Source organism: Polaromonas sp., from assembly GCF_012927455.1.
Taxonomy (GTDB): domain Bacteria; phylum Pseudomonadota; class Gammaproteobacteria; order Burkholderiales; family Burkholderiaceae_C; genus Polaromonas.
The window spans coordinates 82,988-109,707 of the sequence record NZ_JABBPE010000008.1; the positions used below are offsets into that span (position 1 = coordinate 82,988).

A 26,720-nucleotide genomic window follows, 5' to 3' on the forward strand; every position below is an offset into this window, starting at 1 on the left:
GGCCGCCATGGCGGTGGTACGCAAACAAGAGGTGACTGTGGACGCAAAACCCAGCGTCAAGGACCCCTGCAAATGACGCCGGTGACTTCAACCCGTGCAGCGCGCTGGCGCTGGCTGACGCTTGCCGCTGTTTTGTGGGCGATCGACCAGGCCATTAAATTGGGCGTGACCCAGACCATGCAGCTGTACGACAGCCTGCCCATCGTGACCGGTTTCAACTGGGTTTATGTGCTGAATCCGGGCGCCGCCTTTTCGTTTTTGGCCGATGCAGGTGGTTGGCAACGCTACTTCTTCACGGCTATCGCCTTCGCAGTCAGCGCCGTCCTGGGCGTGTTGCTGTGGCGCGGTGTTGCGTCGAAGTTTGAAGCGCTGGCTTATTCGCTGCTTATCGCCGGCGCATTGGGCAACGCTTGCGACCGGCTGCGCATCGGCGCTGTGGTGGACTACCTCGATTTGTACTGGCGCAACTGGCACTGGCCAGCCTTTAACTTCGCCGACATCTGCGTCAGCACAGCGGCCCTGCTGCTGATCATGAGCGCGTTGCGACAAGGCACTTCGAAACCGGCCACTGAAGAGCAACAAGGTGCCAGCTAAGGCCATGACCACCAGCCCGCGCCAGTAGAAAATACGCGAATACGCGAATACCTTTACGAGTCAAATCAGGCCCTAGCCCAATAGACATGAGCGTAAACAGCTATGTTAATGATAGCAAAAGGAGCTGGGTGAAGGCCTCAAACCACCACTGGTTCGGGCTCCAGCCGCAGGCCAAAGCGCTCATAGACGCTGGTCTGGATCGCCTTGGCCAGCGTCATCACTTCACCGCCGGTCACCGGATGGCCGGCACCGCCGCGATTGACGAGCACCAGCGCCTGTTTCTCATAGACGCCGGCGTTGCCGATGGACTTGCCGCGCCAGCCGCAGGCATCGATCAGCCAGCCCGCAGCGAGCTTGACCGAGCCGTCGGCCAGCTGGTAGTGAACAATCTTGGGCTCGCGCTGGATGATGTCGGCGCATTGTTCGGGCGAAACGGTCGGGTTCTTGAAGAAGCTGCCGGCATTGCCGATGAGCTTGGGATCGGGCAGCTTGGCCTTGCGGATCTCGCAGATCCACTCATAAATTTGTAGCGCATCAGGCACGTCAATACTGGACTGCAGACGCTTTTTCTCGATATCCGCATAGCCCAGCACAGGTTTCCAAGCTTTCGGCAGTGCAAACCGCACCTTGGTAATCAGCGCCTTGCCCGCCAGACCGAAACCTGAATGACCGGCTGCGTCGGGTTTGCTCGTGTGTTTGAACACTGAATCGCGGTAGCCAAACGCACACTGCGCTGCATTGAGCGTGAAGCTCCGGCCGGTCGTCAAGTCCACGGCATCGAGCGAGTCAAAACGGTCTTGCAGCTCTACCCCGTAGGCGCCTATGTTTTGCACGGGCGACGCACCGACGGTGCCCGGAATCAGCGCCAGGTTTTCCAGGCCGGGGTAGCCGTTTTGCAGGGTCCAGGTAACCAGATCGTGCCAGTTTTCACCCGCGCCGGCTTCGACAATCCAGGCCTTGGCGTTCTCGCTGACAAGCCGCCTGCCCGTGATCTCGACCTTGAGCACCAAGGCTTTGACATCGCCGGTCAGCACGATGTTGCTGCCCCCGCCGAGGACAAATTTGGCGGCAGCGCGCAGCGCCGGGTTTTGCAGCACGGCGGCAATATCGGCCTGGCTGCCCACCCGCACCAAGGTGAGCGCCTTGGCGACGATGCCAAAGGTGTTGGAGGTCTGGAGGGGAACGTTTTTCTCGACTAACATGAAGGGATTGTCTCACCCCGTCAACCAATTACTCCTAGCAAAGACCTGCACCATGCCCTCCTTTGATACTGTTCTTGAAACCGATCTGGTCAAGGTCAAAAACGCCGTTGAAAACACCTCCAAGGAAATCGGAACCCGATTTGACTTCAAGGGCACGCCGGCTGCGATTGAACTGAAAGACAAGGAAATCTCGCTGATTGGTAACAGCGACTTCCAGATCGATCAGATGAGCGACATCTTGCGCAGCAAACTGACCAAGGCCGGCGTTGACATTCGCTTTCTGGACGTCGGCAAGATCGAAAAAATAGGCGGCGATAAGGTCAAGCAGGTGTCCAAGGTGCGCGACGGCATCGAAGCCGAACAGGCCAAAAAAATCCAGCAGCTCATCAAGGGCAGCAAGATCAAGGTGCAAGCCTCGATTCAGGAGGGTAAGGTCCGCATCACAGGCGCCAAGCGCGACGACCTGCAAGCTGCGCAGGCCTTGATCCGCGCCGAAATCAGCGATTTTCCGCTGAGTTTTGACAACCAGCGGGATTGAATGAGGCCCCCACGCTTGTCGCTTCGCGTACAGCGCTGCCCCCCAAGGGAGTGCTGCGCCTGCGGCCCGGCTAAGCCGGTTCCGCGGTATGAATAAGCCCCCACGCTTGTCGCTTCGCGTACTGCGCTGCCCCCCAAGGGGGCGCTGCGCCTGCGGCCCGGCAAAGCCGGTTCCGCCGCCCCTGCTGGCATTGAATTGCCTTGGCCTTTTCACCTCCCTCTTGCTGGCGGTGCTGGCATGGCTTCCGGCTGGCGCGCAGGCAGAAAGTGTCGCGCTGGCCGGCATGCTGGGCAGCAAGGCGCTGCTGATCGTTGACGGCAGTGCGCCGAAAACCGTGGCGGCTGGCGAGACCCATCAGGGCGTCAAGGTCATTTCCACCTCGGGCGATCAGGCCGTCATTGAACAGGCGGGCAAACGCCATACGCTGCGGATTGGCGACGCCCCGGTCAGCGTCAGCGGCAGCAGTGGCGGCGCACGCGGAACGCGTATCGTGCTGACCGAAAGCGGCGGTGGCCATTTCATGACGGCCGGGCAGATCAACGGCCGCGCCGTGCAGTTCATGGTCGATACCGGAGCGACCAGCATTGCCATGAGCACGCTGGACGCCGAGCGCGCCGGCATCAACTACAAAAACGGCCAGCCGGTGCGCATGTCAACTGCCAACGGCGACGCCACCGGCTTTCGCATCCGGCTCAATTCGGTGCGGGTGGGCGATGTCGAGGTGTTTGACGTGGATGCCGTGGTGACACCCCAGCCCATGCCTTTTTTGCTGCTGGGCAACAGTTTTTTAACGCGCTTTCAGATGAAGCGTGAGAACAACCTAATGACGCTGGACAAACGTTATTAAAACCCCCGAGGGCGTTATTTCCCCGCTTTTTTCGGCTGTTTACCCAGCGGCTTGGCGGCCCCCAGCTTCGACTCGGTTCCCTTTAGCAGCTTACTGATGTTTTCGCGGTGGCGGTACAACAGCAGCGCGCTGATGGCAAACAGCACCATCAAAATGCCTTTATCGACATACCAGGCGGCCCGGTCACCGAACAGGTAATACAGCGGCGCAAACACGGCAGCGGCCAACGATGCCAGCGATGAGTAGCGCGAAAAATACGCCACGATCAGCCAGGTCGCCAGCGTTGCGAGCCCCAGCACCCAGCTGATGCCAAGCAAGACGCCGGCCGCCGTGGCGACACCCTTGCCGCCCTTGAAATGGAAAAACACCGGGTACAAATGCCCCAGGAAAGCCGCCAGGCCGACCAGCGCCACCGTGCCGTCGCCCAGACCGTAGGCGCTGCCATACCACTTGACCAGCACCACCAGCAGCCAGCCTTTCAGGCAATCGAGCAGCAACGTCGCCACCGCCGCCCCCTTGTTGCCCGAGCGCAGTACGTTGGTGGCGCCGGGATTTTTACTGCCGAAGCTGCGCGGGTCTTTCAGGCCCACGACCTTGCTGACAATGACCGCAAATGACAGCGAGCCGACCAGGTAGGCCAGCAGCGTCGCGCCGATTGAGTAGGTGTAGTTCATGGCTCACTCCCGTTATCTTCTGTTGTTATTCGATCAAAGCGCATTGCACCGATTTTGCACCCAGCAGCGTGACGCAGACCTGCGGATCAATGCCGACCAGAAAGCCGCGCCGCCCGCCGTTAATAGCGATTTTGGGCAAGCCCAAGATGCTTTCCTCGATGTACACCGGCATGGCCTTGCGCGTGCCGAAGGGCGAGGTGCCGCCGACCAGGTAACCACTGTGGCGATTCGCCACTTCGGGCTTGCAGGGTTCCACCGATTTGGCGCCGATCTGGCGCGCCAGGTTTTTGGTCGACACCTTGCGGTTGCCGTGCATCAGCACCAGCAAGGGTTTGGCATCCTGGTCCTGCATGACCAGTGTCTTGACTACCGAGAAAGGGTCTAGCCCCAGCACGGCGGCACTGTGCTGCGCGCCGCCATGCTCCAGGTACTCATAAGGATGCTCGGTAAAGGCCACCTTATTGGCCCTGAGCAGCTGCGTGGCCGGGGTCTCGCCGACGTGGCCTTGTTTGTGGTCTTTTTTAGCCATGGTCCACCGTTTTATCCTGCACTGGAAACACGCGCGTCAAAGTTCAAAGTCACCCCGGACGACTGGCACTTTTTACTGCGCAGGGTCCCTGGCCTCCCAGCGAATCTTGTCAATCTCGGCCAGCACCTCGGCTGACAAGGCGATGCCCAAAGCATCCAGATCTTCGTCGAGCTGCGCCACCGAGGTCACGCCGATGATGGTGCTGGCCACCTGCCATTTGGTGCTGCAAAAAGCCAGCGCCAGCTGCGTGGGCGTCAGGCCATGGTCGCGCGCCAGGGCGTTGTAGCGGCGTGCTGCGGCCAGCGCCTCGGGGCGACCCCAGCGCTGCTTGCGCACCGATTCAAACTTGCCGATGCGCGCATCTCGCGGCGCAGCCGGGCCTTCGGTGCCGGACTGGTCGTATTTTCCGGTCAGCAGACCAAAACCCAGCGGTGAATAGGCCAGCAGCGCGACTCCCAGGCGGTGCAGGGTTTCGTCCAAGCCATTTTCGACGCTGCGGTTGATCAGGCAGTAGGGGTTTTGCACCGTGGCGACGCGCGGCAGGCCGTATTGCTCGGCCAGCCGCACAAACTCATGAACGCCATACGGGGTTTCGTTGGACAGGCCAATCGCGCGCACCTTGCCCGCTTTGACCAGAGCCGCCATCGCTTCAAGCTGCTGGTGGATGGATGACACCGCTAGGTCCTTGGTCGGATCGAAATACACCTCGCCAAACGCCGGCACATGACGCACCGGCCAGTGGATCTGGTAGAGGTCGATCACATCGGTCTGCAGGCGCTTCAGGCTGTCGTTGCAGGCGACTGCAATGTCAGCCGCGGTGAGATCAGCGCTGCCTTGGCGAATCCACGGCATGCCGCGCGCCGGCCCGGCTACTTTGGTGGCCAGCACCAGCTGGCGGCGCGCCGAGGGGGTTTTGGTGAACCAGTTGCCCAGGATACTTTCGGTGGCTCCAAAGGTTTCAGCCCGCGCCGGCACCGAATACATTTCCGCCGTGTCCAAAAAATTGACACCGCGTTCCAGCGAGCGGTCCAGGATGGCATGCGCCGCGGTCTCATTGACCTGTTCGCCAAACGTCATGGTGCCCAGGCAAATCGGGGTGACATGCAGATCGCTGGAGCCGAGTTGAACTTTATTCATAAAAAATCAGCTTTAAAAATAAAAGGTTGTGCGCCATCGGTGCAATGCCCGCCGCTGCGCGGGCAACCCGTAACAAAAATGACAACGCGCCAGTTTATAGGCTTGCAAGCCTGTGCGCTGGATCCAATTTGCGCGCTTGTCTTACAACTGCTAACGGGTTGGTCAACTAGCATATGACCAGAGGCGTTTAAGACGCTCCCACGTGACATTCAACTTTTCCCCGAGGACTCATTCCATGAAAAAATTAGCCATCACAACGCTGACCTGTGCGGCACTGGCCATCGCCAGCCTGACCGGCTGCGCCAACATGAACGAAACCCAGCAGGGCACGGCCAAGGGCGCAGGCATTGGTGCGGTCGCCGGCGCGCTATTGGGCGCGGCCACGGGCGGCTCCAGAGGCGCGGCTCAGGGTGCTGCGCTGGGCGGTGCCGTCGGTGCCGGCGGCGGCTACCTCTGGTCCAAGAAAATGCAGGACCAGAAAGTCGCGATGGAAAGAGCCACCGCAGGCACCGGCGTGGCAGTCAGCCAGACGGCCGACAACCGCCTGAAGCTGGACATCCCCAGCGATGTGTCGTTTGACGTGGGTCGTTCGGCCATCAAGTCCAACTTTGCACCGGTGCTGACCCATTTTGCGACCAGCCTGAACCAGAACCCTGTGACGACGGTCACTATCATTGGCCACACCGACAACACCGGTTCCGACGCCATCAACAACCCGCTGTCGGTAGACCGTGCCAATGCTGCCCGCGACTACCTGGTCAGCCGCGGCGTTGCCCGCAACCGCATCCTCACCGACGGCCGCGGTGCACGCGAGCCGGTGGCTGACAACAGCAGCACGCAAGGCCGGGACCAGAACCGCCGCGTCGAGATTTACGTTGCCGAGCAGATCGCCGCACGCTAAACCGGCGCCGCATCATGAAAAAAGCACCTTCGGGTGCTTTTTTCATGATCAGAACTCAAACGCTTCTAAAACGCTCCTCTTCCTGCATCCGCAGCACGCGCCGCTGCACCTTGCCGGTGGTGGTCATCGGCAGCGCATCTATGAATTCGATCTCCTTGGGGTACTCGTAGGGCGCCAACATGGTTTTCACATGGCGCTGCAGTTCAGCCACCAATTCTGCATCAAATTTGGCTGTAGCCAAGGAAGAGCGGGCGCGAGCAGCTATCAATTCAGGAGCAAGCACGACGTAGGCCTTGACCACGGCGCCGCGCTCCCGGTCAGGTTTGGGCACCACCGCCACGTTGGCCACCGCCGGGTGCTTGACCAGACAGTTTTCGATTTCGCCGGGGCCGATGCGGTAACCGGCGGCCTTGAACACATCGTCGGCGCGGCCCTCGTACCAGAGATAGCCGTCAGCATCGCGCCGCGCCAGATCGCCGGTGCGGCACCAGTCTCCAGCAAACTTGGCTTGGGTGGCGGCGTCGTTCTTCCAGTAGCCCAGAAAGAAAATCGGGTCCGCAGCGCCATGGCTGTCGAAACGGTTCACCGCCACATCGCCCGGCACTCCAACGGCGCATTCATGGCCGTCGTCATCAATCACCGCCACGCGGTGACCGGGGTAGCCCTTGCCCATGCTGCCCGGCTTGGCTGGCCAAAACCTGGCGCAATTGCCCACGACATAGTTGATTTCAGTCTGGCCAAACATTTCGTTGAGCGTCACGCCGAGTTGTTGCTGGCAGTAGGCAAATACCGCATCGCCGACAGCTTCGCCGGCGCTCATCAGGCCTTGCAGGCGCAGCGCGAACCACTCGCGCGGCTGCGGAAAGGCCTTCATCATGGCCTTGAGCGCGGTGGGAAACAGGAAGGTGTGCGTCACGCCCTGCTGCTGCATCAGGCTGAAGGCCAGTTCGGGGCTGAAACGGCCATTGAAAGCCACGATAGGCCGGCCAAAATACAGCGTGGGCAGCAGCGCATCCATCAGCCCACCGGTCCAGGCCCAATCGGCCGGACTCCAGAAAATCGCGCTTGACGCAGCGTTGCGCTGGCCGTCAAAGCCAAACCAGTTCTGGCTGCAGACAAAGCCAGGCAGGTTGCCCAGCAGCGCACGGTGCGGCAGTAGCGCGCCTTTGGGCGGGCCGGTGGTGCCGCTGGTATAGATCAGCACCGCCGCTTCGTCGGCCTTGGTCTTCACGGCGGTAAAGGTTGGCTGCCACGCCGGTGCGGCTGCCGTGAAGTTGACATCGCCCTGCCCTGTGGCTGCTCCGACGGCAACAATGCTGCGCAGCGCCGGGCATTGCTGCCTGACGCCCTGCACGCTGGCAATCGAGCTTTCATCGCAAAGGGCGACCACCGCCTCGCTGTCCTGCAGCCGAAACGCCAACGCCTCCGGGCCGAACAGCATGGACAGCGGCATGGCCACCGCACCCATTTGAAATACCGCGATGTAGGCCACGGCCGTTTCAAAGCGCTGCGGCATGACGATGGCCACACGATCGCCGCGCGCCACGCCCAGCCCGGCCAGCAGGTGGCTCAGCGCGTCCGCTGCGCGCTGCAGCTCTGAATAAGTATGCAATAGGGTTCTAGCCCCCGTCTGATGGACGCGGATAGCTATTCTTTTTGTAGCGTCTCGCCGCCCCAGGTCGGCCCGGGCCCAGCGGCTGCAGCAGACCTCGGCAATGTTCAAGTGCTCGTCGACCTGCCAGCGAAAGCCGTGGTGCAGGGCCGCATAGTGGTCGGGCGGGTCGATTTTTCTGTCGCTGTCTTGACTGTGCTGCAACGCCGTCCTCCTTATGATTGATGCCAATGTACAAAGAAAAGCGTTCTGCCCGCAGCGAGTTTGTCCCTATACGCGGGCTCAGCTACCACGTTCGGATTTGGGATAGCCGTGACACCAGGGCCACGGCCGCCAGCGCCGGGCCGCCCCAAGCAAAGCCAGCCCCCTTGGGGGGCAGCGTATTACACGAAGTGAAAAGCGTGGGGGCACCTTTGTTTCTGCTGCACGGCTGGATGGATGTGGCCGCTTCCTACCAGTTCATGGTGGATGCCTTTTCCGACGCGTTTGCAGCGGGCCGCAACATCATTGCGCCCGACTGGCGCGGCTTTGGCCAAACCAGATCAAGCCCAAGCCAGTCAGGAGGCCAGGCCGACAACTACTGGCCTGCCGATTACCTGGCCGACCTCGACTTTTTGCTGGACCACTATGCACCCGGCCAGGCGGTGGACCTGGTCGGCCACAGCATGGGCGGCAATGTTGCCATGCTGTATGCGGGGGTGCGCCCAGAGCGCGTTCGCAAGCTGGTCAATCTGGAAGGGTTTGGCCTGCCAGTCAGCAAGCCCAGCCAAGCCCCTGGCCGCTATGCCCAGTGGATGGACGAGTTGAAAAGCCTGCAGCGCGGCGAGCTGGACCTGAAGACCTACAACGATGTGGGCGGCGTCGCTCGGCGGCTGATGCGGACCAATCCCCGCCTGAGCGTCGACAAGGCCAATTGGCTGGCCTGTCATTGGGCCCGACCTGACGCCGAAGGCAAATGGAAAATTCTTGGGGAGCCGGCGCACAAGGTCACGAGCGCACAGCTTTACCGGCTTGACGAAGTAATAGAAATTTACCGCTGCATCAGCGCCCCCATGCTGGCCGTGGAGGCCTCCAGCGACTCCATGCAAAGCTGGTGGCAAGGCAAGTACACGTTGGACGAGTACCACGAAAGGCTTAAACAAATTCCGCATGCGCAGGTTGCCGTCATCCAGGACGCAGGCCACATGCTGCACCATGACCAACCTGGGCAACTGGCTCAATTGATCGCCGATTTCTTAAGCTAAGTTCGGTAGCGCACATTAAAGAGTGGGGAGCCAGGAGGACAATCAGTCCTTTTTGCGCGCTCGGCGCGGAAACAACCATGACCGTGCCCGCCTCTGTCCATCAGGAAAACTTCCGCCGCATCCTGACCCGCAACATCAGCCTGCCAGTTGGCGTCGGTTTGCTGAGTGCTGCGGTTTTTCTCGCCCTCATCTTCTACCTCTTGTCGGCCTTGGGCTGGGTCGAGCGGACAGAGCGTGCGATTGGCGCCGCCAATCAGATCGCCAGGCTGGACGCCGACATGGAAACCAGCATGTATGGCTTCCTGATCACGGGCGATGAATTATTCCTGAAGCCCTATGAAATTGCCAAGCCGCGCATCGCTGCCGAAACCGCCACACTGACCCAGTTGGTCCTGGACAACCAGCCGCAAGTCGAACGTCTGGGGCGCATTGGCGCCTTGCAGATCCAGTGGAATGCATTTGCGCAAAATACCATTGACCTTCGCCGCAAGGACATCGCCTACCTGGACTTGATTCGCTCAGCGCAGGGACGAAGCCTGACGGAGGAGATCCGGCGCGAGTTCTCTGCATTTATCACGGCCGAAGAGCGGCTGCTGCAGGTGCGCAATGAAGAGGCCAGAAGCATCACGTTTTGGGGAACGGCGGCCTACTTGCTGTTCAGCCTGGGTTTGAGCGGCCTGCTGGCCTGGGTCGGACGCCACGAACTGGTGCGCCTGTCGGCCAGTTACGGCGAGGCCGAGCAAAAGCAGGCGGCCACGGCGCTGTTGCTCGATCAGCAGCTCTGGCTGCGCACCGGACAACGACAACTGGCCGAGCACACGATAGGACAGCCCGTGGTGGAGTCGCTCGGGCGCAGCGTGCTTGAATTCGTGGCGCGCTATCTGGATGTGGCGGTGGCCGCCTTGTATGTGCGCGAAGACACGGGCAACTTGCGGCGTGTCGCAGCCTATGGTTTCACCAAAGATAACGAGGCCGCCGCGCAATCGTTTTACAGCGCCGAAGGCCTGGTAGGCCAGGCCGCGCTGGAAAACCGGGTGCTGCAGCTTGATGACATGCCCGACAACTACCTGAAAGTCACCTCGGGCCTGGGACAGGGCTCACCGCGCCATGTGCTGGTGGTGCCGGTGCACAACGACGGCCAGGTCAACGGCGTGGTCGAGCTGGGGTTTTTGCGGGCGCTCGGGCCCCGCGATCTTGAGTTCGTCAACATGATCTCCAACAACATTGGCAACTCCATTCACGCGGCGCTGCACCGCCGTCGCCTGCAGGACGTGCTGGAGCAAAGCCAGCGGCTCAATGAAGACCTGCAATCGCAACAGGAAGAATTGCGCAGCGTCAACGACGAGCTGGAAGAAAAATCGCGGGTACTCAAGGAATACCAGGTGAACCTTGAAAACCAGCAGGCAGAGCTGGAGCAAACCAATATGCGGCTGTCCGAGCTGGCCATGTCGCTGGACCAGAAAAACGGGGCGCTCAACCACGCGCAGATCCAGCTGGAAGAACGCGCCGATGAATTGAGCCGTACCAGCCGCTACAAGTCCGAGTTTCTGGCCAACATGTCGCACGAGCTGCGCACGCCGCTCAACAGCTCGCTGATTCTTGCCAAGCTGCTGTCCGACAACCAGAAGGGCAACCTCGACGCCGAGCAGATCAAGTTTGCGCAGTCGATTTATTCGGCAGGCAATGACCTTCTCAACCTGATCAATGACATCCTCGACATTTCCAAGGTCGAAGCGGGCAAACTCGAACTCTCGCCCGAAAGCATTGCGGTTGGCAAGCTGGTCGGCGCGCTTAGAAGCACCTTTGAACCGCTGGCTGCCGACAAGAAACTGGCTTTTGAGGTGGTGGTGGAGCCGGGCACGCCGGCCACGCTGGTGACGGATCGCCAGCGCGTCGAGCAAATCCTGAAAAACCTGCTGTCCAACGCGATCAAGTTCACCGCAACCGGCAAGGTCAGCCTGACCGTGTCGCAGCAAGCGGGCGGCGCCATTGCTTTTGCCGTGCAGGACTCGGGCATAGGCATTCGTCAGGACCAGCAGCAGATTATTTTTGATGCGTTTCGCCAGGCCGATGGCACGACCAGCCGGCGCTACGGCGGCACCGGCCTGGGCCTGTCGATCTCGCGCGACCTCACCAGCTTGCTGAGCGGCTCGATCACGGTGAAAAGCGCTGAGGGCCAGGGCAGCACCTTCACTCTGCTGCTGCCCTGCAACTGGACGCCATCGCCAGCGTTCGCCGCCCAGGCAAGCGCCGAACCTTCAGCGCGCATCCAGGAGCCTGCGCCGCGCGCGCAGCAAGCAGCAGCCTGGCCAGTCGCTGGCGCGCCGGCAGCGGCGCCGCTGCCCGTCAAAGTAGCCTTCCCCAGCTTTGCCGACGACCGGCACCAGCCCAACAGCGACCGCCTCGTGCTCGTCATCGAAGACGACGTTTCATTCGCGCAAATTTTGTATGAGCTGGCCCACGAGCTGAACTTCAGCTGCCTGGTCGCCCACAGCGCAGAAGACGGTTTTGCCCTGGCCAGCCAATTTGTACCGGCCGCCATCTTGCTGGACATGGGCTTGCCCGACCGCCCAGGGCTGTCGGTGCTGCAGCGGCTCAAGGACAGTCCACAGACCCGCCATATCCCGGTGCATGTGGTGTCAGCTTATGACCGCAGCGAGACCGCGCTGCAGATGGGCGCGATCGGTTACGCCGTCAAGCCGACCACGCGCGAGCAGCTCAAGGCCGTTTTCAAGAAGCTGGAAGACAAGCTGACGCAAAAGGTCAAGCGCGTGCTGCTGGTCGAAGACGATGACTTGCAGCGCGAAAGCGTGGCGCGGTTGATTGGCGATGACGACGTGGAAATCATGGCGGTCGCCACCGGCACCGAAGCGCTGGCGCTGCTGGGCAGCACGATTTTTGACTGCATGATCATCGACCTCAAGCTTCCGGATATCCAGGGCTATGAACTGCTTCAGCGCATGTCAGCGCAGGACCTCGGCTCCTTTCCGCCCGTCATTGTCTACACCGGGCGCAACCTGACGCGCCAGGAAGAGGCAGACCTGCAGAAGTATTCCCGCTCCATCATCATCAAGGGCGCGCGTTCGCCCGAGCGCCTGCTCGATGAAGTCACGCTGTTTCTGCACAAAGTCGAATCGGAATTGTCGGTAGAGCGGCAAACCATGCTGAAAACCGCGCGCAGCCGCGACGGGGTGTTTGAAGGCCGCAAGATTCTTCTGGTCGATGACGATGTGCGAAACATCTTTGCCCTGACCAGCGCGCTGGAGCAAAAAGGCCTGCGCGTCGAGATCGGCCGCAATGGCTTTGAGGCCCTCAGCAAGCTCGATGAAGTGGCCGACATCGACCTGGTGCTGATGGACGTCATGATGCCGGGCATGGATGGTCTGGAAGCCACGCGCCGCATCCGCAAGGACCCGCGCTTCCAGAAGCTTCCCATCATCGCCGTCACGGCTAAGGCCATGAAGGATGACCAGGAGCAATGCATGAAGGCCGGCACCAACGACTATTTGGCCAAACCCATCGATCTTGATCGGCTGTTTTCACTGCTGCGCGTGTGGATGCCCAACATGGAGCGCATCTAGGCATGCAGAAAAGCGCGCGCCTCGTCGAGTCATATCAGGCCGCGCCAACCTCAGGCATGGAGGCCGCGGCCGGCGATGGCGACAACGGTTGCCACGCCGATAGCGAAATGCATCAGCTGATGGAGGCGATTTACCTTCAGTACAGCTACGATTTTCGGGACTACTCGGGCGCCTCGCAAAAGCGCCGGGTCGGCCAGGCGCTGGCACATCTGGCCTGCCCAACGATCCCGGCGCTGCAGGCTGGCGTGCTGCGCGACCCCGGCATGTTCGCGCAGTTGCTGCAGTACCTGACGATTCCAGTCAGCGAAATGTTTCGTGACCCGACATTTTTCCTGGCCTTGCGCCAGCAGGTGATACCGCGGCTGCATACCTATCCTTCTGTCAAGGTGTGGATTGCCGGCTGCAGCACTGGCGAAGAGGCTTATTCGCTGGCCATCGTGTTGAAAGAAGAAGGCTTGCTGGAACGCACGCAGATTTATGCGACCGACATCAATCCGCATTCGCTGGACAAAGCCAGGCAAGGTATTTTCCCTTTGGGCAGCATCAAGGGCCACACCGCCAATTACCAGAAGTCGGGCGGCAAGCAGGCCTTTTCCGACTACTACTGCGCCGCTTACAACGCCGCGATTCTTGACAAGTCACTACGCGAAAACATCACCTTTGCCGACCACAGCCTGGCGACCGACAGCGTATTTTCCGAGACCCAGATGGTGCTGTGCCGCAACGTGCTGATCTACTTCAACCAGAAGCTGCAGGACCGCGCATTGGGCCTGTTTCATGAATCCTTGAGCCACCGTGGCCTGCTGGGCCTGGGGCGCAAGGAGAGCATTGACTTTTCAGACTACGCCACACGCTTTGAGGCTGTGATCAAGCCTGAGCGGATTTTCCGCAAGCTTTAGGCCATCGCCTTCCATGAGCAGCATGCAGCACGCACCACAACAGACCATCGAAGCGGTGGTGATAGGCGCATCCGCCGGCGGCGTGTCGGCCTTGCTGACCTTGTTGTCTGACTTGCCGGCGAGCTTTCGCCTGCCAATAGTGGCGCTTTTGCATCTACCCGACGACCGCGACAGCGAACTGGCCGATATCTTCCAACATCGGCTGGCTATCGCGGTGCGTGAGGCGGCAGACAAGGAAATCATTGCGCCGGCAACGCTTTATTTCGCCGGATCAGGCTATCACTTGTCGGTGGAAATGGACCGCTCTTTTTCATTGAGCTGCGAAGCACCGGTGCATTACTCGCGCCCATCGATTGACGTGCTGATGGAATCCGCCGCGGACGCTTATGGCGCAGGCCTGGCCGGTATTTTGCTTACGGGCGCCAACTTCGACGGGGCAGCGGGGCTGGCCAAAATAAGGCAGCGCGGCGGGCTCACCGTCGTGCAGGATCCGGGCGAGGCCCAGGTTCCCACCATGCCCGAAGCGGCCATCCGCAAGCGGCAACCCAACCTGATTCTTACGCTGGACGGCATTCGCCGCCTGCTCCTCCAACTGGACGGAACTTCATGCTGAACAACAACAACAACGACCCGGCAAAAATCCTGATCGTGGACGATCTGCCGGAGAACCTGCTCGCGCTTGACGCGCTGATTCGCCAGGAAGACCGGATTATTTTCCAGGCTTCTTGCGGCGTCGATGCGCTGGCGCTACTGCTAGAGCATGATTTTGCGCTGGCCATATTGGACGTGCAGATGCCGGGCATGAACGGCTTCGAGCTGGCCGAGCTGATGCGCGGCACCGAAAAAACACACCACATTCCCATCGTTTTTGTCAGCGCTGCCGGCAAGGAGTCGAACTACGCCTTCAAGGGCTATGAATCGGGCGCGGTGGACTTTTTGTACAAGCCACTCGATATCCACGCCGTCAAGAGCAAGGTCCATGTGTTCGTCGAGCTGTACTGCCAGCGCCGCGAGGCGCGCCGGCAACTTCAGGCTTTGGAACAGAGCCGGCAGGCGCAGGAGGCGCTGGTGCAGCAACTGCAAACCGCCCAGGGCGAGCTGCAAGGTGCCATCCGCATGCGCGATGACTTCATGTCGGTGGTGGCGCATGAGCTGTGCACACCGCTCAACACGCTGTTTCTTGATTCGCAGGTGCGCAAGCTTCAGCTTGACCGGGGCAATAGCGCCATTTTCGACGCGACCTACCTGCAAAAAATGGTGGCACGCGACCAGCGGCAAATCCAGAGCATGGTGAATTTGATCAACGACATGCAGGACGTCGCGCGCATTCGCAGCAACCGCCTGTCGATTCGCCCGCACCCGGTGGAACTGTCCACGCTGCTGGCCCGTGTGGTCGACAACCTGTCGCACCAGGCGGCGGCTGCGGGCAGCACCATCACGCTGCATGCCGAGCAGCCTATCACCGGCCATTGGGACGAATTCAGGATCGAGCAGGTGGTCATCAACCTGCTGACCAACACGCTGCGCTACGGCAACGGCAAACCGGTTGACGTCAGCCTGACGACAACGGCCGAGGGCGCCAGCATAGCGGTGCGCGACCAGGGCAAGGGCATCTCCGCGCAAGACCAGCAACGTATTTTTGAACAGTTCGAGCGCGTCGCCGGAAATGATCACGCGGGCGGCCTTGGATTGGGTCTGTTCATCACCCGGCAGTTGGTCGAAGCTCATGGCGGCAGCATCAGCGTGCAAAGCCAGTTAGGCGAAGGTTCCGTGTTCACGGTCACGCTGCCGCTGGCGGCTGCTGCCGAAACGGCGCTTGGGCGCAGCGCGCCAGAGCATGAGAAAATAGTTGGTTAAACCCCAAGCTCAATCCCCAGCTCAAGACAGGACTCTCTCATGGACGCAGAACACATCAACCTCATTGGCAACCAGCTGGCAGACCTCAGCAACCGGGTCAATGAGCTTCGGGGGTATCTTTGACTACCCTGCCAAAGAACGCAAGTTAAGCGAAGTCAACGCCGCGCTCGAAGACCCCAAGGTCTGGGACATCCCCAAGCGCGCACAGGAACTCGGCCGCGAAAAGAAATCGCTTGAAGACGTGGTGCTGGTGATCGACCGGCTGACCGGTGAGCTCGCCGACAACACCGAGCTGTTCGAAATGTCCAAGAGCGATGGCGACGAGGCCGGCATGCAGGCGATTGAAGCGGAGGCCGCCAAGGTGGTTGCCGAGGTCGAGAAAATGGAATTTCGCCGGATGTTCAACAACCCGGCCGACCCGCTGAACGCCTTTCTGGACATCCAGGCCGGCGCCGGCGGCACCGAAGCCTGCGACTGGGCCAGCATGTTGCTGCGCCAGTACCTCAAGTACGCCGAGCGCAAGGGCTTCAAGACCCAGGTTGAAGACGAATCACCGGGCGACACCGCCGGCATCAAGGGCGCCACCATCAAGATCGAAGGTGAATACGCCTTTGGCCTGCTGCGTACCGAAACCGGCGTGCACCGGCTGGTGCGCAAGTCGCCATTCGACTCGTCGGGCGGGCGCCACACCTCATTCGCCTCGGTGTTTGTCTACCCGGAGATTGACGATTCGATCGAGATCGACATCAACCCGTCGGACGTTCGGGTCGATACCTATCGGGCGTCCGGCGCCGGCGGCCAGCACATCAACAAGACCGACTCGGCGGTGCGCCTGACGCACTTGCCGACCGGCATTGTGGTGCAGTGTCAGGACGGTAGATCGCAGCACGGCAACCGCGACGTGGCGTGGAAGCGCCTGCGCTCGCGTCTGTACGACTTCGAAATGCGCAAGCGCCAGGCCGAGCAGCAAAAGCTCGAAGACAGCAAGACCGACGTGGGCTGGGGCCACCAGATCCGAAGCTACGTGCTCGACCAGAGCCGCATCAAGGATTTGCGCACCAACTACGAGACCTCGGCGACGCAAAAAGTGCTGGATGGGGATTTGGACCCGTTCATTGAGGCTTCGCTTAAGCAAGGGGTTTAGAGTTTCGGGTTTGGATGCGGGACGAACAGCGCTGCGCGAGTAGCGCTATTGCACATGGTCAGTGTGCGTTTTGCGCTTTTTCCCCTATTAAATTAGCCTCTAGCCCAATGACTACGGGCGTTAATAGCTATTTATTTGATAGCGCGGTTACCTTTTCTTAGTCCGCTGGCCGGGAGTCGCCCGGCCCCGGAACTCAAACCAACATCAAAACCTGGGTCAGTATCCGCTATCAATTCAATAGCTTCTTACACTCGTACCTATTGGGCTAGCGGCATAAAACATCATCAAAAGGGGCTTGGCCACACTAACTGGCAGCCACATCAATCAAGCCATGCCGAACCGCCAACAAGGCCATTTCCGCCTGATTGACCAGCCCCAGCTTCTGCTTGATGTTGTAGAGATGCGTACCGACGGTAGAGGCCGAGAGCGCGAGCGTCTCCGAGATTTGCGCCACTGACTGCCCGTGCGCCAGTTGCACAAACACCTCAAACTCGCGCGCGGAAAGTTTTTCCATCGGCCCCTGCGTGCCCGTGAGGTTCTGCACCGCCATGCGCTGCGCGATCTGCGCGTCCAGGTAGCGTTGCCCTTTGGCGATCAGGCGGATGGCGTCTATCAGCACTTCGGGTGCGCTGCGCTTGGACAGGTAGCCGAGCGCGCCGGCCTGCAGCGCCCGCTTCGGGTGGCTGGTGTCTTCATGGGCCGACAGGGCCAGAATGCGCGCGCGGGAATTTTTAGCCAGCAGGCGCTTGATGGCCTCGATGCCGCCCATTCCCGCCATGGCAATGTCCATCACCACGACGTCGGGTGCCACGGCCTCATACATCTGGCAGGCCGCCTCGCCGCTGTCGGCCTCGGCCACCACCTCAATGTCATCGCAGGCTTGCAGCAGCAACCTGAAGCCGGTACGCACCACCGCATGATCATCCACCAGCATGACTTTCATTGGAACCCCCTTTTTCCTGTTGACGGTTCACGTCGCGGTTCACCGGCAGGCGCACGCGGATATGAATTCCCGCGGGCTCGACCTGTTTCAGCTCAAAACTGCCGCCCAGCGCCTGCGCACGTTCGCGCATGCCGGGTACGCCAAAGTGGTCAGTCGCCTGCAGATCCTCCAGCCGGCCGCGTCCGTTGTCCACCACGTCCAGTTGCAGGCTGGTCGCTGTGGCCACCACGGTGACATCAATACGGCTGGCCTGCGCATGGCGCAAGGCGTTGTTGACGGCCTCCTGCATGATGCGATAAACCGCCGTGGCGAGCGCGCCCTCCAGCCCGTCCAGCTCGCCGCTGGTGCTGAGCTTCAGGCCCATATCAGGGTGGTACACCCGCCAGTCGCCCAGCAGGTCCTGCAGCGCATCGGGCAGGCCAAAGCGGTCAAGTGCCAGCGGACGCAGCTGGGAGATCAACCGGTGCACGCCGTCGTAGATCTGATCAGCGCAATCCATCACCAGCCGCGCCGAGCGCTCAATCAGCGCATCGTTCCCCGCCACCCGGCGCGCAATGGCCAGGCCCGCGCTCTTGATGGCGGTGACCTGCTGGCCCAGTTCATCATGTAGTTCGCGTGCGATGGCGCCGCGCTCCTGCTCGATGCGCGCCTGAATGATCTGCGTGAACTCGCGGTTCTGGGCCAGGGCCTGGGTTGCTTCAAGCGCCTGTCGCCTGGCCAGTGCCGCATCTTGCACCGATTGGGCCATGCGATTGAAAGCGTGGCTGATCTGCCGCCCTTCATGCCCCGACAAGGCGGGCAGGCGCGTGTCGTAAGCGCCCTGCTCCATGCGCCGCAGGCCATGCACCACCAGCCGCAAAGGCCTGGTGGCCCGTCCTAACAGCGCGTACACCAGCCCATTGCCCAGCACAAATCCTGCAAAAACCATCCACAGCAACGGGCGCAAATTGTCCCAGCCGTCGAGCGTGGCACGCGACGGGTCAGCCTGCAGCACGATGCGCCCGATGGGCAGGGTGATGTCTTTCGGTGTCAGCGGCGAGGACACCAGGCGGGCATACCACTGCGGCGCCTCGCGACCGACCTTGTAGGTAGACGGCGGCGAACGGTAAATCAGCTCCCCCTGCCCGCCATACAAAGTGATTTCGTTGGCGCGCACGCGCCCCACGCGGGTCAGGTAGTCGGTCATGCCGACCAGGCCGCTGGCGTCATAAACCCAGTTCACCCGGGACAGCAACTGCGACGCGACGACGTTGGCGCCCATCACTTCCTCGTAGACACTGCGCCGCGTGTCGTCAATCTGCAGCCCGACCAGCACCGACGCAAAAACAAGCATCAACGCCGTGACGATCAGGTTGATCTGCAGCCGCAGGCTCATGGCGCACCCGCAGCGGAAAAATCCTCTGCCCAGCTGGCAAAGTTGCCGTGGCTGGCAAAGTGTGAAACCGCCTGTAGCAGCGCCCGCGCCATGGCCGCCTCGAAGGGGCTGTGACCGCAACCGTCCAGCCACTGCAGACGGCTGTTCGGCAAATTCATGTGCAGCGCCCAGGCGGCTTCGGGGCGGCAAATCCAGTCCTGACGGCCATGCAGAATCGCTGTCGGCACCAAGGCCAGCGCTGGCGCCCGCGCCAACAGGGGGGCATTATTCCAGAAGCAGCCATTCGTCAGGTAGTGGCTTTGCAGCCGGTACTTGTCCAGAAGCGCCGCCGCGTCTTCAGCAGACGGCGGCTCAGGCCGGGGCGATGCGCTGAGGTGTTGCGAAACGGACGATTCCCAGGCTTCCCAGGCCATGGCCCGCGACAGGGCAACTTGCGGCTGGTCGCCATGCAGGCCGGCATGCAGCCAAGCCAGCAAATCACCGCGTGCCAGCGGCGGCGCCTGCCGGGCCAGCGCCTCCCAGGCGTCGGGCAAGAGTTGGCTAGCCTGCTGAAAAAACCAGTCAAGGTCGGATGCCCGCCCCAGAAACACGCCGCGCAGCACCAGGCCCAGGCAAGCCGACGGGTGCGCGGACGCATAAGCCAGCGCCAGCCCTGCGCCCCAAGAACCGGCGGCCACCAGCCAGCGCGCTATGCCCAGGTGCTGACGCAGCTGCTCGATATCGGCCACTAAATGGTCGCTGGTGTTGGCCTGCAGCGCGCCCCGGGGCTCACTGCGGCCGCAGCCGCGCTGGTCAAACAAGGTCAGCCGGCAACGGGTCAGATCAAATAATTCGCGGTGTCGGGGCGAGCAAGCGCCTCCAGGACCGCCGTGCAAATACACCACGGGTAAACCCGAAGGTTCGCCGCATTGTTCAAAGTAAAGGCGGTGACCGTCCCCCACGTTCAGCCAACCGCTCACCGGCGGTTCCAGCGGGTGGCGTGGCAGATCAGGTAAAGCATTGGCGTCCATGAACCCATGCTAGCCATATTCCGCCATTTCGCGACCTCATGAAAACCATGAGGTCTAAATCCATACTTTTGCGATGCGGCGCACAGCCCAAGCTCGCATACTTACTATCGTACCGACAGTCGTTCTGAAGGTACACAAACTGCCTTTTTCGGATTTAACACCTAGGAGAAATCGTATGAAATGGGAAAAACCAGCTGCCAGCGACATGCGTTTTGGCTTTGAAATCACGATGTATATCGCCAATCGTTAATCACTATTCGTTCGTTAGTCAGTGCGCTCAGCCCGCCGGCCAAGCCGGTGGGCTGACGCACATCTAGCTTCGCATTTTTTAAACCCGCCACCCTTCACGAGACGCCGCACCAGGCCGACACGAGGAACTTCCAGTTGAAAGCCCATGTTTTAGGTTCTGCGGCAGGTGGCGGGTTTCCGCAGTGGAACTGCAATTGCCCAAATTGCGACGCCTGCCGCAAAGGCCGCAAAGGCCTGAGGTCGCGTACCCAGTCGTCCATCACGGTCAGCGCTGATCTTGAGAATTGGCTGCTGTTCAACGCCTCGCCCGACATCCTTCAGCAGATTCGCAGCTTTCCCGCATTGCAGCCGGCACGCGCGTTGCGCGACACAGCCATCCGCGCAGTCTTGCTGATGGACGCCCAGATAGACCACACCACCGGCCTGTACATGCTGCGCGAGCACCGCCAGCCGCTGGAGCTGTGGTGCCACGCCCTGGTGCGTGAAGACCTGACGAGCGGCAACCCGCTGTTTAAGGTGCTGGCCCATTACTGCGGCATCAACTGGCAAGCGTTGTCGCTTGACCAGGCCGGATTCGGAATAGCCAGCGTGCCGGGCCTGCATTTCACCGCCCTGCCGCTGCTTAGCAACGCGCCGCCTTATTCACCGCACCGCGACCAGCCGCAGCCCGGCGACAACATCGGCGTCACCATCACCGATACGGCGACCGGAAAACGGCTGTTTTATGCGCCCGGCCTGGGCCAGATGGAGCCGCCGGTGTGGGCCGCGATGCAGGCCGCAGACTGCGTGCTGGTCGATGGCACGCTGTGGACCGAGGACGAAATGATTCGCCTCGGCGCCTCCAAAAAGACCTCGCGCGCCATGGGCCACCTGCCGCAAAGCGGGCCTGGCGGCATGCTGGAGTGGCTTGAAGAGCTGCCGCGCAGCACACGCAAAGTGCTGATTCACATCAACAACACCAACCCCATTCTTGATGAAGACAGTGCGCAGCGGCAGGAGCTGACGCGGCGCGGCATCGAGGTGGCGTATGACGGCATGGAACTGGACTTATGAACCATGCACCCGAGCCCTGGAGCGCCCAGGAGTTTGAAGCCCGGCTGCGCGGCAAAAGCACCAGCTACCACATCCACCATCCGTTTCACGTGATGATGGCCGAGGGCAAACTCACGCGCGCGCAGTTGCAGGGCTGGGTGGCCAACCGCTTTTATTACCAGATTTCGATTCCGCTCAAGGACGCGGCGATTTTGTCGAACTGCGACAACCGCGAAATCCGCCGCGAATGGATTTTGCGCATTCTGGACCATGACGGCTGCAGCTTGGGCGGCATTCAGGATGCGGGCGGGATTGAGGCATGGATAGGCCTGGGAGAGGCGGTGGGCCTGTCGCGCGACGACGTGACCTCGCTGCGCTACGTGGTGCCAGCGGCGCGCTTTGCGGTCGACGCATACATCAACTTTGCGCGCCGCCAGCCCTGGCAGGAAGCCGTGGCCTCCAGCCTGACCGAGCTGTTTGCGCCGCACATTCACCAGCAGCGCATCGACACCTGGCCGACCCAGTACCCGTGGGTAGATGCCGAGGGCCTGCGTTACTTCAAGCAGCGCCTGACCCAGGCTAAGCGCGACGTGGCGCACGGCCTGCATTTCACGCTGGCGCATTTCAGCCAGAGCCGCGCCCTGCAGGAGCGTGCGCTGGAGATTTTGCAGTTCAAGCTAGACGTGCTGTGGGCGCTGGCCGATGCCATCATGCTGAGCCAGTGCGAGATGGCGATCACAGGGCCAAAACTGGTCACACCACATGACTGAGCTGCACACTGCCATCACTATCGGTGACCGGCCCCGCGTCGTGGCGCATTACCGCCTGCAGTGGGAAGAAGTGCAAAAGGCCTGGGTGTTGCTGTACCCCGAGGGCATGGTCAAGCTCAACGGCAGTGCCGGCGAAATCATGCACCGGCTGGACGGTGAAAAGACCGTGCAAGCGGTGATTGACGAGTTGGAAAACCAGTTCGAAGCCAGCGGGCTGACGGCCGACGTGCTGGATTTTTTGGCAATTGCCCAGCGCCAGGGATGGATCAAACCATGAATGCCTCTGTGACCACTACCGGCCCCGCAGCCCCACCCGGCCCACCGCTGTGGCTGCTCGCCGAATTGACTTACCGCTGCCCGCTGCACTGCGTTTTTTGCTACAACCCGGTGAACTTTGCCCAGACGACGTCCGAGCTGTCCACCGACGACTGGGTGCGTGTGCTGCGCGAAGCGCGTGCGGCGGGCAGCGTGCAGTGCGGCTTCTCGGGCGGCGAGCCGATGGTGCGCGACGACTTGGAATTGCTGGTAGCGGAGGCACACCGCCTGGGCTTTTACACCAATTTGTTAACTTCGGGCGTGGGCTTGACCGAAACCCGCGCAGCAGCGCTTAAATCAGCCGGGCTGGACCACATCCAGCTGTCATTTCAGGACTCCACCAGGGAGTTGAACGACTTTCTTTCCAATACCAAAACCTTCGAGCTGAAACGCCGCACGGCGCAAATGATCAAGGCCAACGGCTGGCCTATGGTGCTCAACTGTGTGATGCACCGGCTCAACATCGACTACATCGAGCAGATCATTGAGCTGGCGGTGGAGCTCGGTGCCGAATACCTGGAACTGGCCAACACCCAGTACTACTCGTGGGCCGAACTCAATCGCGATGGGCTGCTGCCTTCGCGCGAGCAACTCGAACGCGCCGAGCGCGTGACCAATGCCTGCCGCCAAAAACTGGGCGACAAGCTGCGCATCTTTTTTGTCGTGCCCGACTACTATGAAAACCGCCCCAAGAAATGCATGAACGGCTGGGGTAATATTTTCTTGACCGTCACCCCTGACGGCACGGCCCTGCCCTGCCACACGGCCAAAATGATCAAGCAGCTGGACTTTCCCAACGTGCGTGACATGAGCGTGCAGGACATCTGGTACGCCTCGCCGGGTTTCAATCACTTTCGGGGTGACGCCTGGATGAAAGAGCCCTGCCGCAGCTGCCCCGAGAAAGAGAAAGACCTGGGCGGCTGCCGTTGCCAGGCCTTGATGTTGACCGGCGACGCTGCCAACGCCGACCCGGTCTGCGACAAATCATCATTTCATCACCGTGTACAAGAGGCTGTCGCCTACGCCCAGGTCCCCGATGCCCAGCGGACCGTGGTCAAGCCCCTGGTGTTTCGCGATCCGAAGAATTCGCTTCAGTTCAGCGGCGCTGTCGAAGCGCTGGCACCGTCAAAAATCGCTGCCCCGGCCGCCTAAGGCCGAAAAAAAGAGCCGCAGGTAAAATCATCGCTTGATTTCCTCGCGCGGCACTGGGCCTAGCCTGCCGCCGGACCGGACGCGTGGCGCCATCGCACCCGAACCCGCCATAACCCCAGCCAACGGCCTGGTTTCGACCACCAGGCCGGCTGAGGCGCATGCGGCCGTAGTGAAAGGCGGCGAGCACGATGGACTGGGCGGCCTCGAAAACCCAGTCATGCTATATTTTTGAGAGCGGCTAGCGCAATGAATACGGGCGAAAACGCCGTATTTGTTTTTCAAGATGCACCATAGGGCATTGAAGCAGCATGGCGCGTAATGGCTAGCCGCAACTGCGACAGCGTGGCCGCGCGCAACGACACCGTACTTATGAACACAAATTTTTTGGAGCATTTGCAATGAAAGAAGGCCAGACCACCCTGGTGCGGCGCGAAGATTACGTCGCACCCAGTCATTTCATCGACGCCGTTGAGCTGACGTTTGATCTCGACCCCATCAAAACCCGTGTGTTGAATCGCATGCGTGTGCGGCGCAATACCGACCTGCCGGCGCAAGCGTTGCGGCTGGACGGCGAGGAGCTCAATTTAGCCCGCGTGCTGGTCAATGGCCAGGGCACTTCGTTCAAGCTGGAAGGCAATCAGCTGGTGCTGGACAACCTGCCCGACGAGTTTGAGCTGGAAATTTTCACCACCACCTGCCCGGCTAAAAACACCAAGCTGATGGGCCTGTATGTCAGCAACAACTCGTTTTTCACGCAGTGCGAGGCCGAAGGCTTCCGGCGCATTACCTACTTTCTGGACCGGCCGGATGTGATGGCCAGCTACAGCGTGACGCTGCGCGCCGACAAGGCCCACTACCCGGTGCTGCTGTCCAACGGTAACTTGGTGGCGCAAGGCCCGCTGGAGGCTGGCCCGAACGGCGCGCGGCATTTTGCCAAATGGGTGGACCCGCACAAAAAACCCAGTTACCTGTTCGCGCTGGTGGCTGGCCAGCTGGTCTCCCGAGAGCAGCGCATCACCTCGCGCGCCGGCCAGGACCATGTGCTGCAGGTGTATGTGCGCCCCGGCGACCTCGACAAGACCGAGCACGCGATGAACTCGTTGATGCACTCGGTGGCCTGGGACGAAGCCCGCTTCGGCCTGCCCCTTGATCTGGAGCGCTTCATGATTGTGGCCACCAGTGACTTCAACATGGGCGCCATGGAGAACAAGGGCCTGAACATCTTCAACACGAAGTACGTGCTGGCCAACCAGACCACGGCCACCGACACCGACTTTTCCAACATCGAAAGCGTGGTCGGCCACGAGTACTTTCACAACTGGACCGGTAACCGCGTGACCTGCCGCGACTGGTTCCAGCTCAGCCTGAAGGAAGGCCTGACGGTATTCCGTGACCAGGAGTTTTCACAAGACTTGTGCGGCGAGGCATCGGCCCGCGCCGTCAAGCGCATTGAAGACGTGCGCGTGCTGCGCACCGCCCAGTTCCCAGAAGACGCCGGCCCGATGGCCCATCCAGTGCGGCCCGACAGCTACATCGAGATCAGCAACTTCTACACCGTCACGATTTATGAAAAAGGTGCGGAAGTCGTGCGCATGATGCAGACGCTGGTGGCAAGCCACAACGACCCGATGGGCCGCGACGGCTTTGCCAGGGGCATGACGCTGTACTTTGAACGCCACGATGGCCACGCCGTCACCTGCGACGATTTTGCGCAAGCCATTGCCGATGCAAATCCGATGTCTGATCTGGCGCGCCTGCTGCCGCAGTTCAAGCGCTGGTATAGCCAGGCCGGCACACCACGGGTGCAGGCCCGGGGCATGTACGACGCCGCTGCCCGCAGCTACACCCTCACACTGGCGCAAAGCTGCGCGCCCTCTCCGGGACAAGTCGCCAAAGAGCCGTTTGTCATTCCAGTTAGCTTGGGCCTGCTGGGGGCCGACGGCAAAGACTTGCCGCTGCAACTCGCCGCCGAAGCCGACGCGTTGAAAGGCACCCGCACCGTGGTGCTGACGCAGGCCAGCGAAACGCTGACCTTTGTCAACCTCGACGCCGAGCCCGTCCCGTCCATCCTGCGCGGCTTCACGGCCCCCGTGCTGCTGGCGTTTGACTACACCGATGCGCAGTTGCTGCATCTGCTAGCGCACGACAGCGACCCGTTTAACCGCTGGGAAGCCGGGCAGCGCCTGGCCGTCAACTTCGCTATCAAATTCATAGCGAGTAGTGCTGACGTGTCGGGGGCCGCCGTGCTGGATGACGCCTATGTCAGCGCCATGCGCCAGGTGCTGGGCCACCCGACGCTGGACGCCGCCTTCAAGGAACTGGTGCTGACGCTGCCCTCTGAAATCTATCTGGCTGAACAGCTGGACGTGGTCGACCCCCAGCGCATTCACGCGGTTCGCGAAGCCATGCGCCAGCAACTGGCCAGCGCGCTCAGCGCCGACTGGGAGGCTGTGTACCAAGCCAACCATGACACCGGCGCCTACACGCCCGACGCCGTGTCGTCGGGCCGGCGCGCCCTCGCGGCCATGGCGCTGACGCATCTGTGCCTGGCGGCGCAAGCCAGTGGCGACCCGGTCTGGCCCGGCAAAACCCTGCAGCGCTTCAAGGACGCGGGCAACATGACGGATCGCGCCAATGCGTTGTCCGCCCTGGTGTCCAGCGGCCACGCGCTGGCCGCCCAGGCGCTTCTGCGCTTTCATGCCATGTTTAAGGACGAGGCACTGGTCATCGACAAATGGTTTAGCCTGCAGGCCGGCGCACCCGACCGCGGCGGCAATATCCTGCCGATGGTCAGGCAACTCATGAAGCACCGCGACTTCAGCCTGCGCAACCCGAATCGCGCGCGCAGCGTCATCAGCACCTTTTGCCAGGGCAACCCGGCAGCGTTTCACCGGGCGGACGGCGCAGGCTACGCGTTCTGGAGCGATAGCGTGATAGAGCTCGATGCCATCAACCCGCAGGTTGCGGCGCGTTTGGCGCGATCGCTGGACCGCTGGAGCAAGCTGGCCGAACCCTACCGTAGCGCCGCGCGTGAAGCCATCGCCCGGGTTGCCGCCAAGGCCGACCTGAGCAAAGACACGCTCGAAGTCGTGACGCGCGCGTTGGCCGCCTGAAT

The 26,720-nt window shown here is 61.3% G+C and carries 24 protein-coding genes; 16 read left to right on the top strand and 8 right to left on the bottom strand.

All coding sequences use genetic code 11. The annotated features are described in order from the left end of the window. Nucleotides 1-72: 72 nt before the first annotated feature. On the top strand, nucleotides 73-594 hold the full coding sequence (gene lspA / locus HHJ18_RS08960) for a signal peptidase II (protein ID WP_296914159.1): 522 nt from the start codon (nucleotides 73-75) through the stop codon (nucleotides 592-594). Nucleotides 595-731: 137 nt separating this feature from the next. Here lspA and murB read toward each other — a convergent pair whose 3' ends face one another. Further along, a complete protein-coding gene (gene murB / locus HHJ18_RS08965; RefSeq protein WP_296914162.1) occupies nucleotides 732-1,796 on the bottom strand; it encodes a UDP-N-acetylmuramate dehydrogenase in 1,065 nt (354 codons plus the stop codon). A gap of 52 nt (nucleotides 1,797-1,848) precedes the next feature. On the opposite strand from murB, the gene HHJ18_RS08970 reads away from it, so the two are divergent. Both HHJ18_RS08970 and HHJ18_RS08975 read left to right on the top strand, forming a co-directional pair. After that, nucleotides 1,849-2,334, top strand: coding sequence for a YajQ family cyclic di-GMP-binding protein (locus HHJ18_RS08970; RefSeq protein ID WP_296914165.1), 486 nt, complete (start codon nucleotides 1,849-1,851; stop codon nucleotides 2,332-2,334). 88 nt (nucleotides 2,335-2,422) lie between these two features. Continuing rightward, nucleotides 2,423-3,181 (top strand): TIGR02281 family clan AA aspartic protease, encoded by a 759-nt coding sequence (locus HHJ18_RS08975; RefSeq protein ID WP_296914167.1) that lies wholly within the window; start codon nucleotides 2,423-2,425, stop codon nucleotides 3,179-3,181. Nucleotides 3,182-3,195: 14 nt separating this feature from the next. Here HHJ18_RS08975 and plsY read toward each other — a convergent pair whose 3' ends face one another. From plsY to HHJ18_RS08990, 3 genes are all read right to left on the bottom strand, one after another. After that, complete coding sequence (gene plsY, locus HHJ18_RS08980) at nucleotides 3,196-3,855, bottom strand: glycerol-3-phosphate 1-O-acyltransferase PlsY (protein ID WP_296914169.1); 660 nt, start codon at nucleotides 3,853-3,855, stop codon at nucleotides 3,196-3,198. 25 nt (nucleotides 3,856-3,880) lie between these two features. Next, nucleotides 3,881-4,384, bottom strand: a complete 504-nt coding sequence (locus tag HHJ18_RS08985) for an aminoacyl-tRNA deacylase (RefSeq protein WP_296914172.1) — start codon at nucleotides 4,382-4,384, stop codon at nucleotides 3,881-3,883. A gap of 72 nt (nucleotides 4,385-4,456) precedes the next feature. Next, entirely contained in the window at nucleotides 4,457-5,521 is a 1,065-nt protein-coding gene (locus tag HHJ18_RS08990) for an aldo/keto reductase (RefSeq protein ID WP_296914175.1), read from the bottom strand. Nucleotides 5,522-5,756: 235 nt separating this feature from the next. Between HHJ18_RS08990 and HHJ18_RS08995 the strand changes: the two genes are divergently transcribed. Next, nucleotides 5,757-6,422: an OmpA family protein gene (locus tag HHJ18_RS08995; RefSeq protein WP_296914178.1), complete on the top strand. Its 666-nt coding sequence runs from the start codon at nucleotides 5,757-5,759 to the stop codon at nucleotides 6,420-6,422. Nucleotides 6,423-6,477: 55 nt separating this feature from the next. Here the strand turns inward: HHJ18_RS08995 and HHJ18_RS09000 are convergent, their stop codons facing one another. Next, on the bottom strand, nucleotides 6,478-8,238 hold the full coding sequence (locus tag HHJ18_RS09000) for an AMP-binding protein (RefSeq protein ID WP_296914180.1): 1,761 nt from the start codon (nucleotides 8,236-8,238) through the stop codon (nucleotides 6,478-6,480). Between the two features lie 26 nt (nucleotides 8,239-8,264). Here HHJ18_RS09000 and HHJ18_RS09005 point away from each other — a divergent pair, with 26 nt between their 5' ends. The 6 genes from HHJ18_RS09005 to prfB all read left to right on the top strand — a co-directional run bounded on the left by HHJ18_RS09005 (nucleotide 8,265) and on the right by prfB (nucleotide 16,759). Continuing rightward, entirely contained in the window at nucleotides 8,265-9,278 is a 1,014-nt protein-coding gene (locus HHJ18_RS09005) for an alpha/beta hydrolase (protein WP_296914182.1), read from the top strand. A 77-nt stretch (nucleotides 9,279-9,355) separates the two neighbouring features. Next, the gene (locus HHJ18_RS09010) at nucleotides 9,356-12,859 is read left to right on the top strand and encodes a response regulator (RefSeq protein WP_296914185.1); all 3,504 of its coding nucleotides are present in this window, start codon (nucleotides 9,356-9,358) and stop codon (nucleotides 12,857-12,859) included. A 56-nt stretch (nucleotides 12,860-12,915) separates the two neighbouring features. Beyond that, nucleotides 12,916-13,758, top strand: coding sequence for a CheR family methyltransferase (locus HHJ18_RS09015; protein WP_296915158.1), 843 nt, complete (start codon nucleotides 12,916-12,918; stop codon nucleotides 13,756-13,758). Between the two features lie 13 nt (nucleotides 13,759-13,771). Then, nucleotides 13,772-14,371, top strand: a complete 600-nt coding sequence (locus HHJ18_RS09020) for a chemotaxis protein CheB (RefSeq protein ID WP_296914187.1) — start codon at nucleotides 13,772-13,774, stop codon at nucleotides 14,369-14,371. Continuing rightward, the gene (locus HHJ18_RS09025) at nucleotides 14,365-15,615 is read left to right on the top strand and encodes a hybrid sensor histidine kinase/response regulator (protein ID WP_296914190.1); all 1,251 of its coding nucleotides are present in this window, start codon (nucleotides 14,365-14,367) and stop codon (nucleotides 15,613-15,615) included. Before HHJ18_RS09020 ends, HHJ18_RS09025 begins: the two co-directional genes overlap by 7 nt. 39 nt (nucleotides 15,616-15,654) lie before the next feature. Further along, nucleotides 15,655-16,759 (top strand): peptide chain release factor 2 gene (gene prfB / locus HHJ18_RS09030; protein WP_296914194.1). Its coding sequence is split into 2 segments (ribosomal slippage): nucleotides 15,655-15,735 and nucleotides 15,737-16,759, totalling 1,104 coding nucleotides; the frame shifts between segments, so codons are not numbered across the junction. A gap of 304 nt (nucleotides 16,760-17,063) precedes the next feature. Here prfB and HHJ18_RS09035 read toward each other — a convergent pair. Genes HHJ18_RS09035 through pip form a run of 3 tightly spaced genes read right to left on the bottom strand, consistent with a single transcriptional unit; the run spans nucleotide 17,064 to nucleotide 20,087 of the window. After that, nucleotides 17,064-17,693 (bottom strand): response regulator transcription factor, encoded by a 630-nt coding sequence (locus HHJ18_RS09035; protein WP_296915161.1) that lies wholly within the window; start codon nucleotides 17,691-17,693, stop codon nucleotides 17,064-17,066. Beyond that, nucleotides 17,680-19,077 (bottom strand): ATP-binding protein, encoded by a 1,398-nt coding sequence (locus HHJ18_RS09040; protein WP_296914196.1) that lies wholly within the window; start codon nucleotides 19,075-19,077, stop codon nucleotides 17,680-17,682. Before HHJ18_RS09040 ends, HHJ18_RS09035 begins: the two co-directional genes overlap by 14 nt. Beyond that, complete coding sequence (gene pip, locus HHJ18_RS09045; RefSeq protein ID WP_296914199.1) at nucleotides 19,074-20,087, bottom strand: prolyl aminopeptidase; 1,014 nt, start codon at nucleotides 20,085-20,087, stop codon at nucleotides 19,074-19,076. Before pip ends, HHJ18_RS09040 begins: the two co-directional genes overlap by 4 nt. Before the next feature lie 175 nt (nucleotides 20,088-20,262). On the opposite strand from pip, the gene pqqA reads away from it, so the two are divergent. From pqqA to pepN, 6 genes are all read left to right on the top strand, one after another. Next, a complete protein-coding gene (gene pqqA / locus HHJ18_RS09050; RefSeq protein ID WP_293661505.1) occupies nucleotides 20,263-20,337 on the top strand; it encodes a pyrroloquinoline quinone precursor peptide PqqA in 75 nt (24 codons plus the stop codon). Nucleotides 20,338-20,471: 134 nt separating this feature from the next. Continuing rightward, on the top strand, nucleotides 20,472-21,389 hold the full coding sequence (pqqB, locus tag HHJ18_RS09055; RefSeq protein WP_296914202.1) for a pyrroloquinoline quinone biosynthesis protein PqqB: 918 nt from the start codon (nucleotides 20,472-20,474) through the stop codon (nucleotides 21,387-21,389). Then, the gene (pqqC, locus tag HHJ18_RS09060; protein WP_296914204.1) at nucleotides 21,386-22,138 is read left to right on the top strand and encodes a pyrroloquinoline-quinone synthase PqqC; all 753 of its coding nucleotides are present in this window, start codon (nucleotides 21,386-21,388) and stop codon (nucleotides 22,136-22,138) included. The genes pqqB and pqqC overlap by 4 nt, the downstream gene beginning before the upstream one ends. Next, a complete protein-coding gene (gene pqqD, locus HHJ18_RS09065) occupies nucleotides 22,131-22,415 on the top strand; it encodes a pyrroloquinoline quinone biosynthesis peptide chaperone PqqD (RefSeq protein WP_296914207.1) in 285 nt (94 codons plus the stop codon). The genes pqqC and pqqD overlap by 8 nt, the downstream gene beginning before the upstream one ends. Next, the gene (gene pqqE / locus HHJ18_RS09070; RefSeq protein ID WP_296914210.1) at nucleotides 22,412-23,605 is read left to right on the top strand and encodes a pyrroloquinoline quinone biosynthesis protein PqqE; all 1,194 of its coding nucleotides are present in this window, start codon (nucleotides 22,412-22,414) and stop codon (nucleotides 23,603-23,605) included. The genes pqqD and pqqE overlap by 4 nt, the downstream gene beginning before the upstream one ends. Before the next feature lie 398 nt (nucleotides 23,606-24,003). Next, nucleotides 24,004-26,718: an aminopeptidase N gene (pepN, locus tag HHJ18_RS09075; RefSeq protein WP_296914212.1), complete on the top strand. Its 2,715-nt coding sequence runs from the start codon at nucleotides 24,004-24,006 to the stop codon at nucleotides 26,716-26,718. The last annotated feature ends 2 nt before the right edge of the window (nucleotides 26,719-26,720 follow it).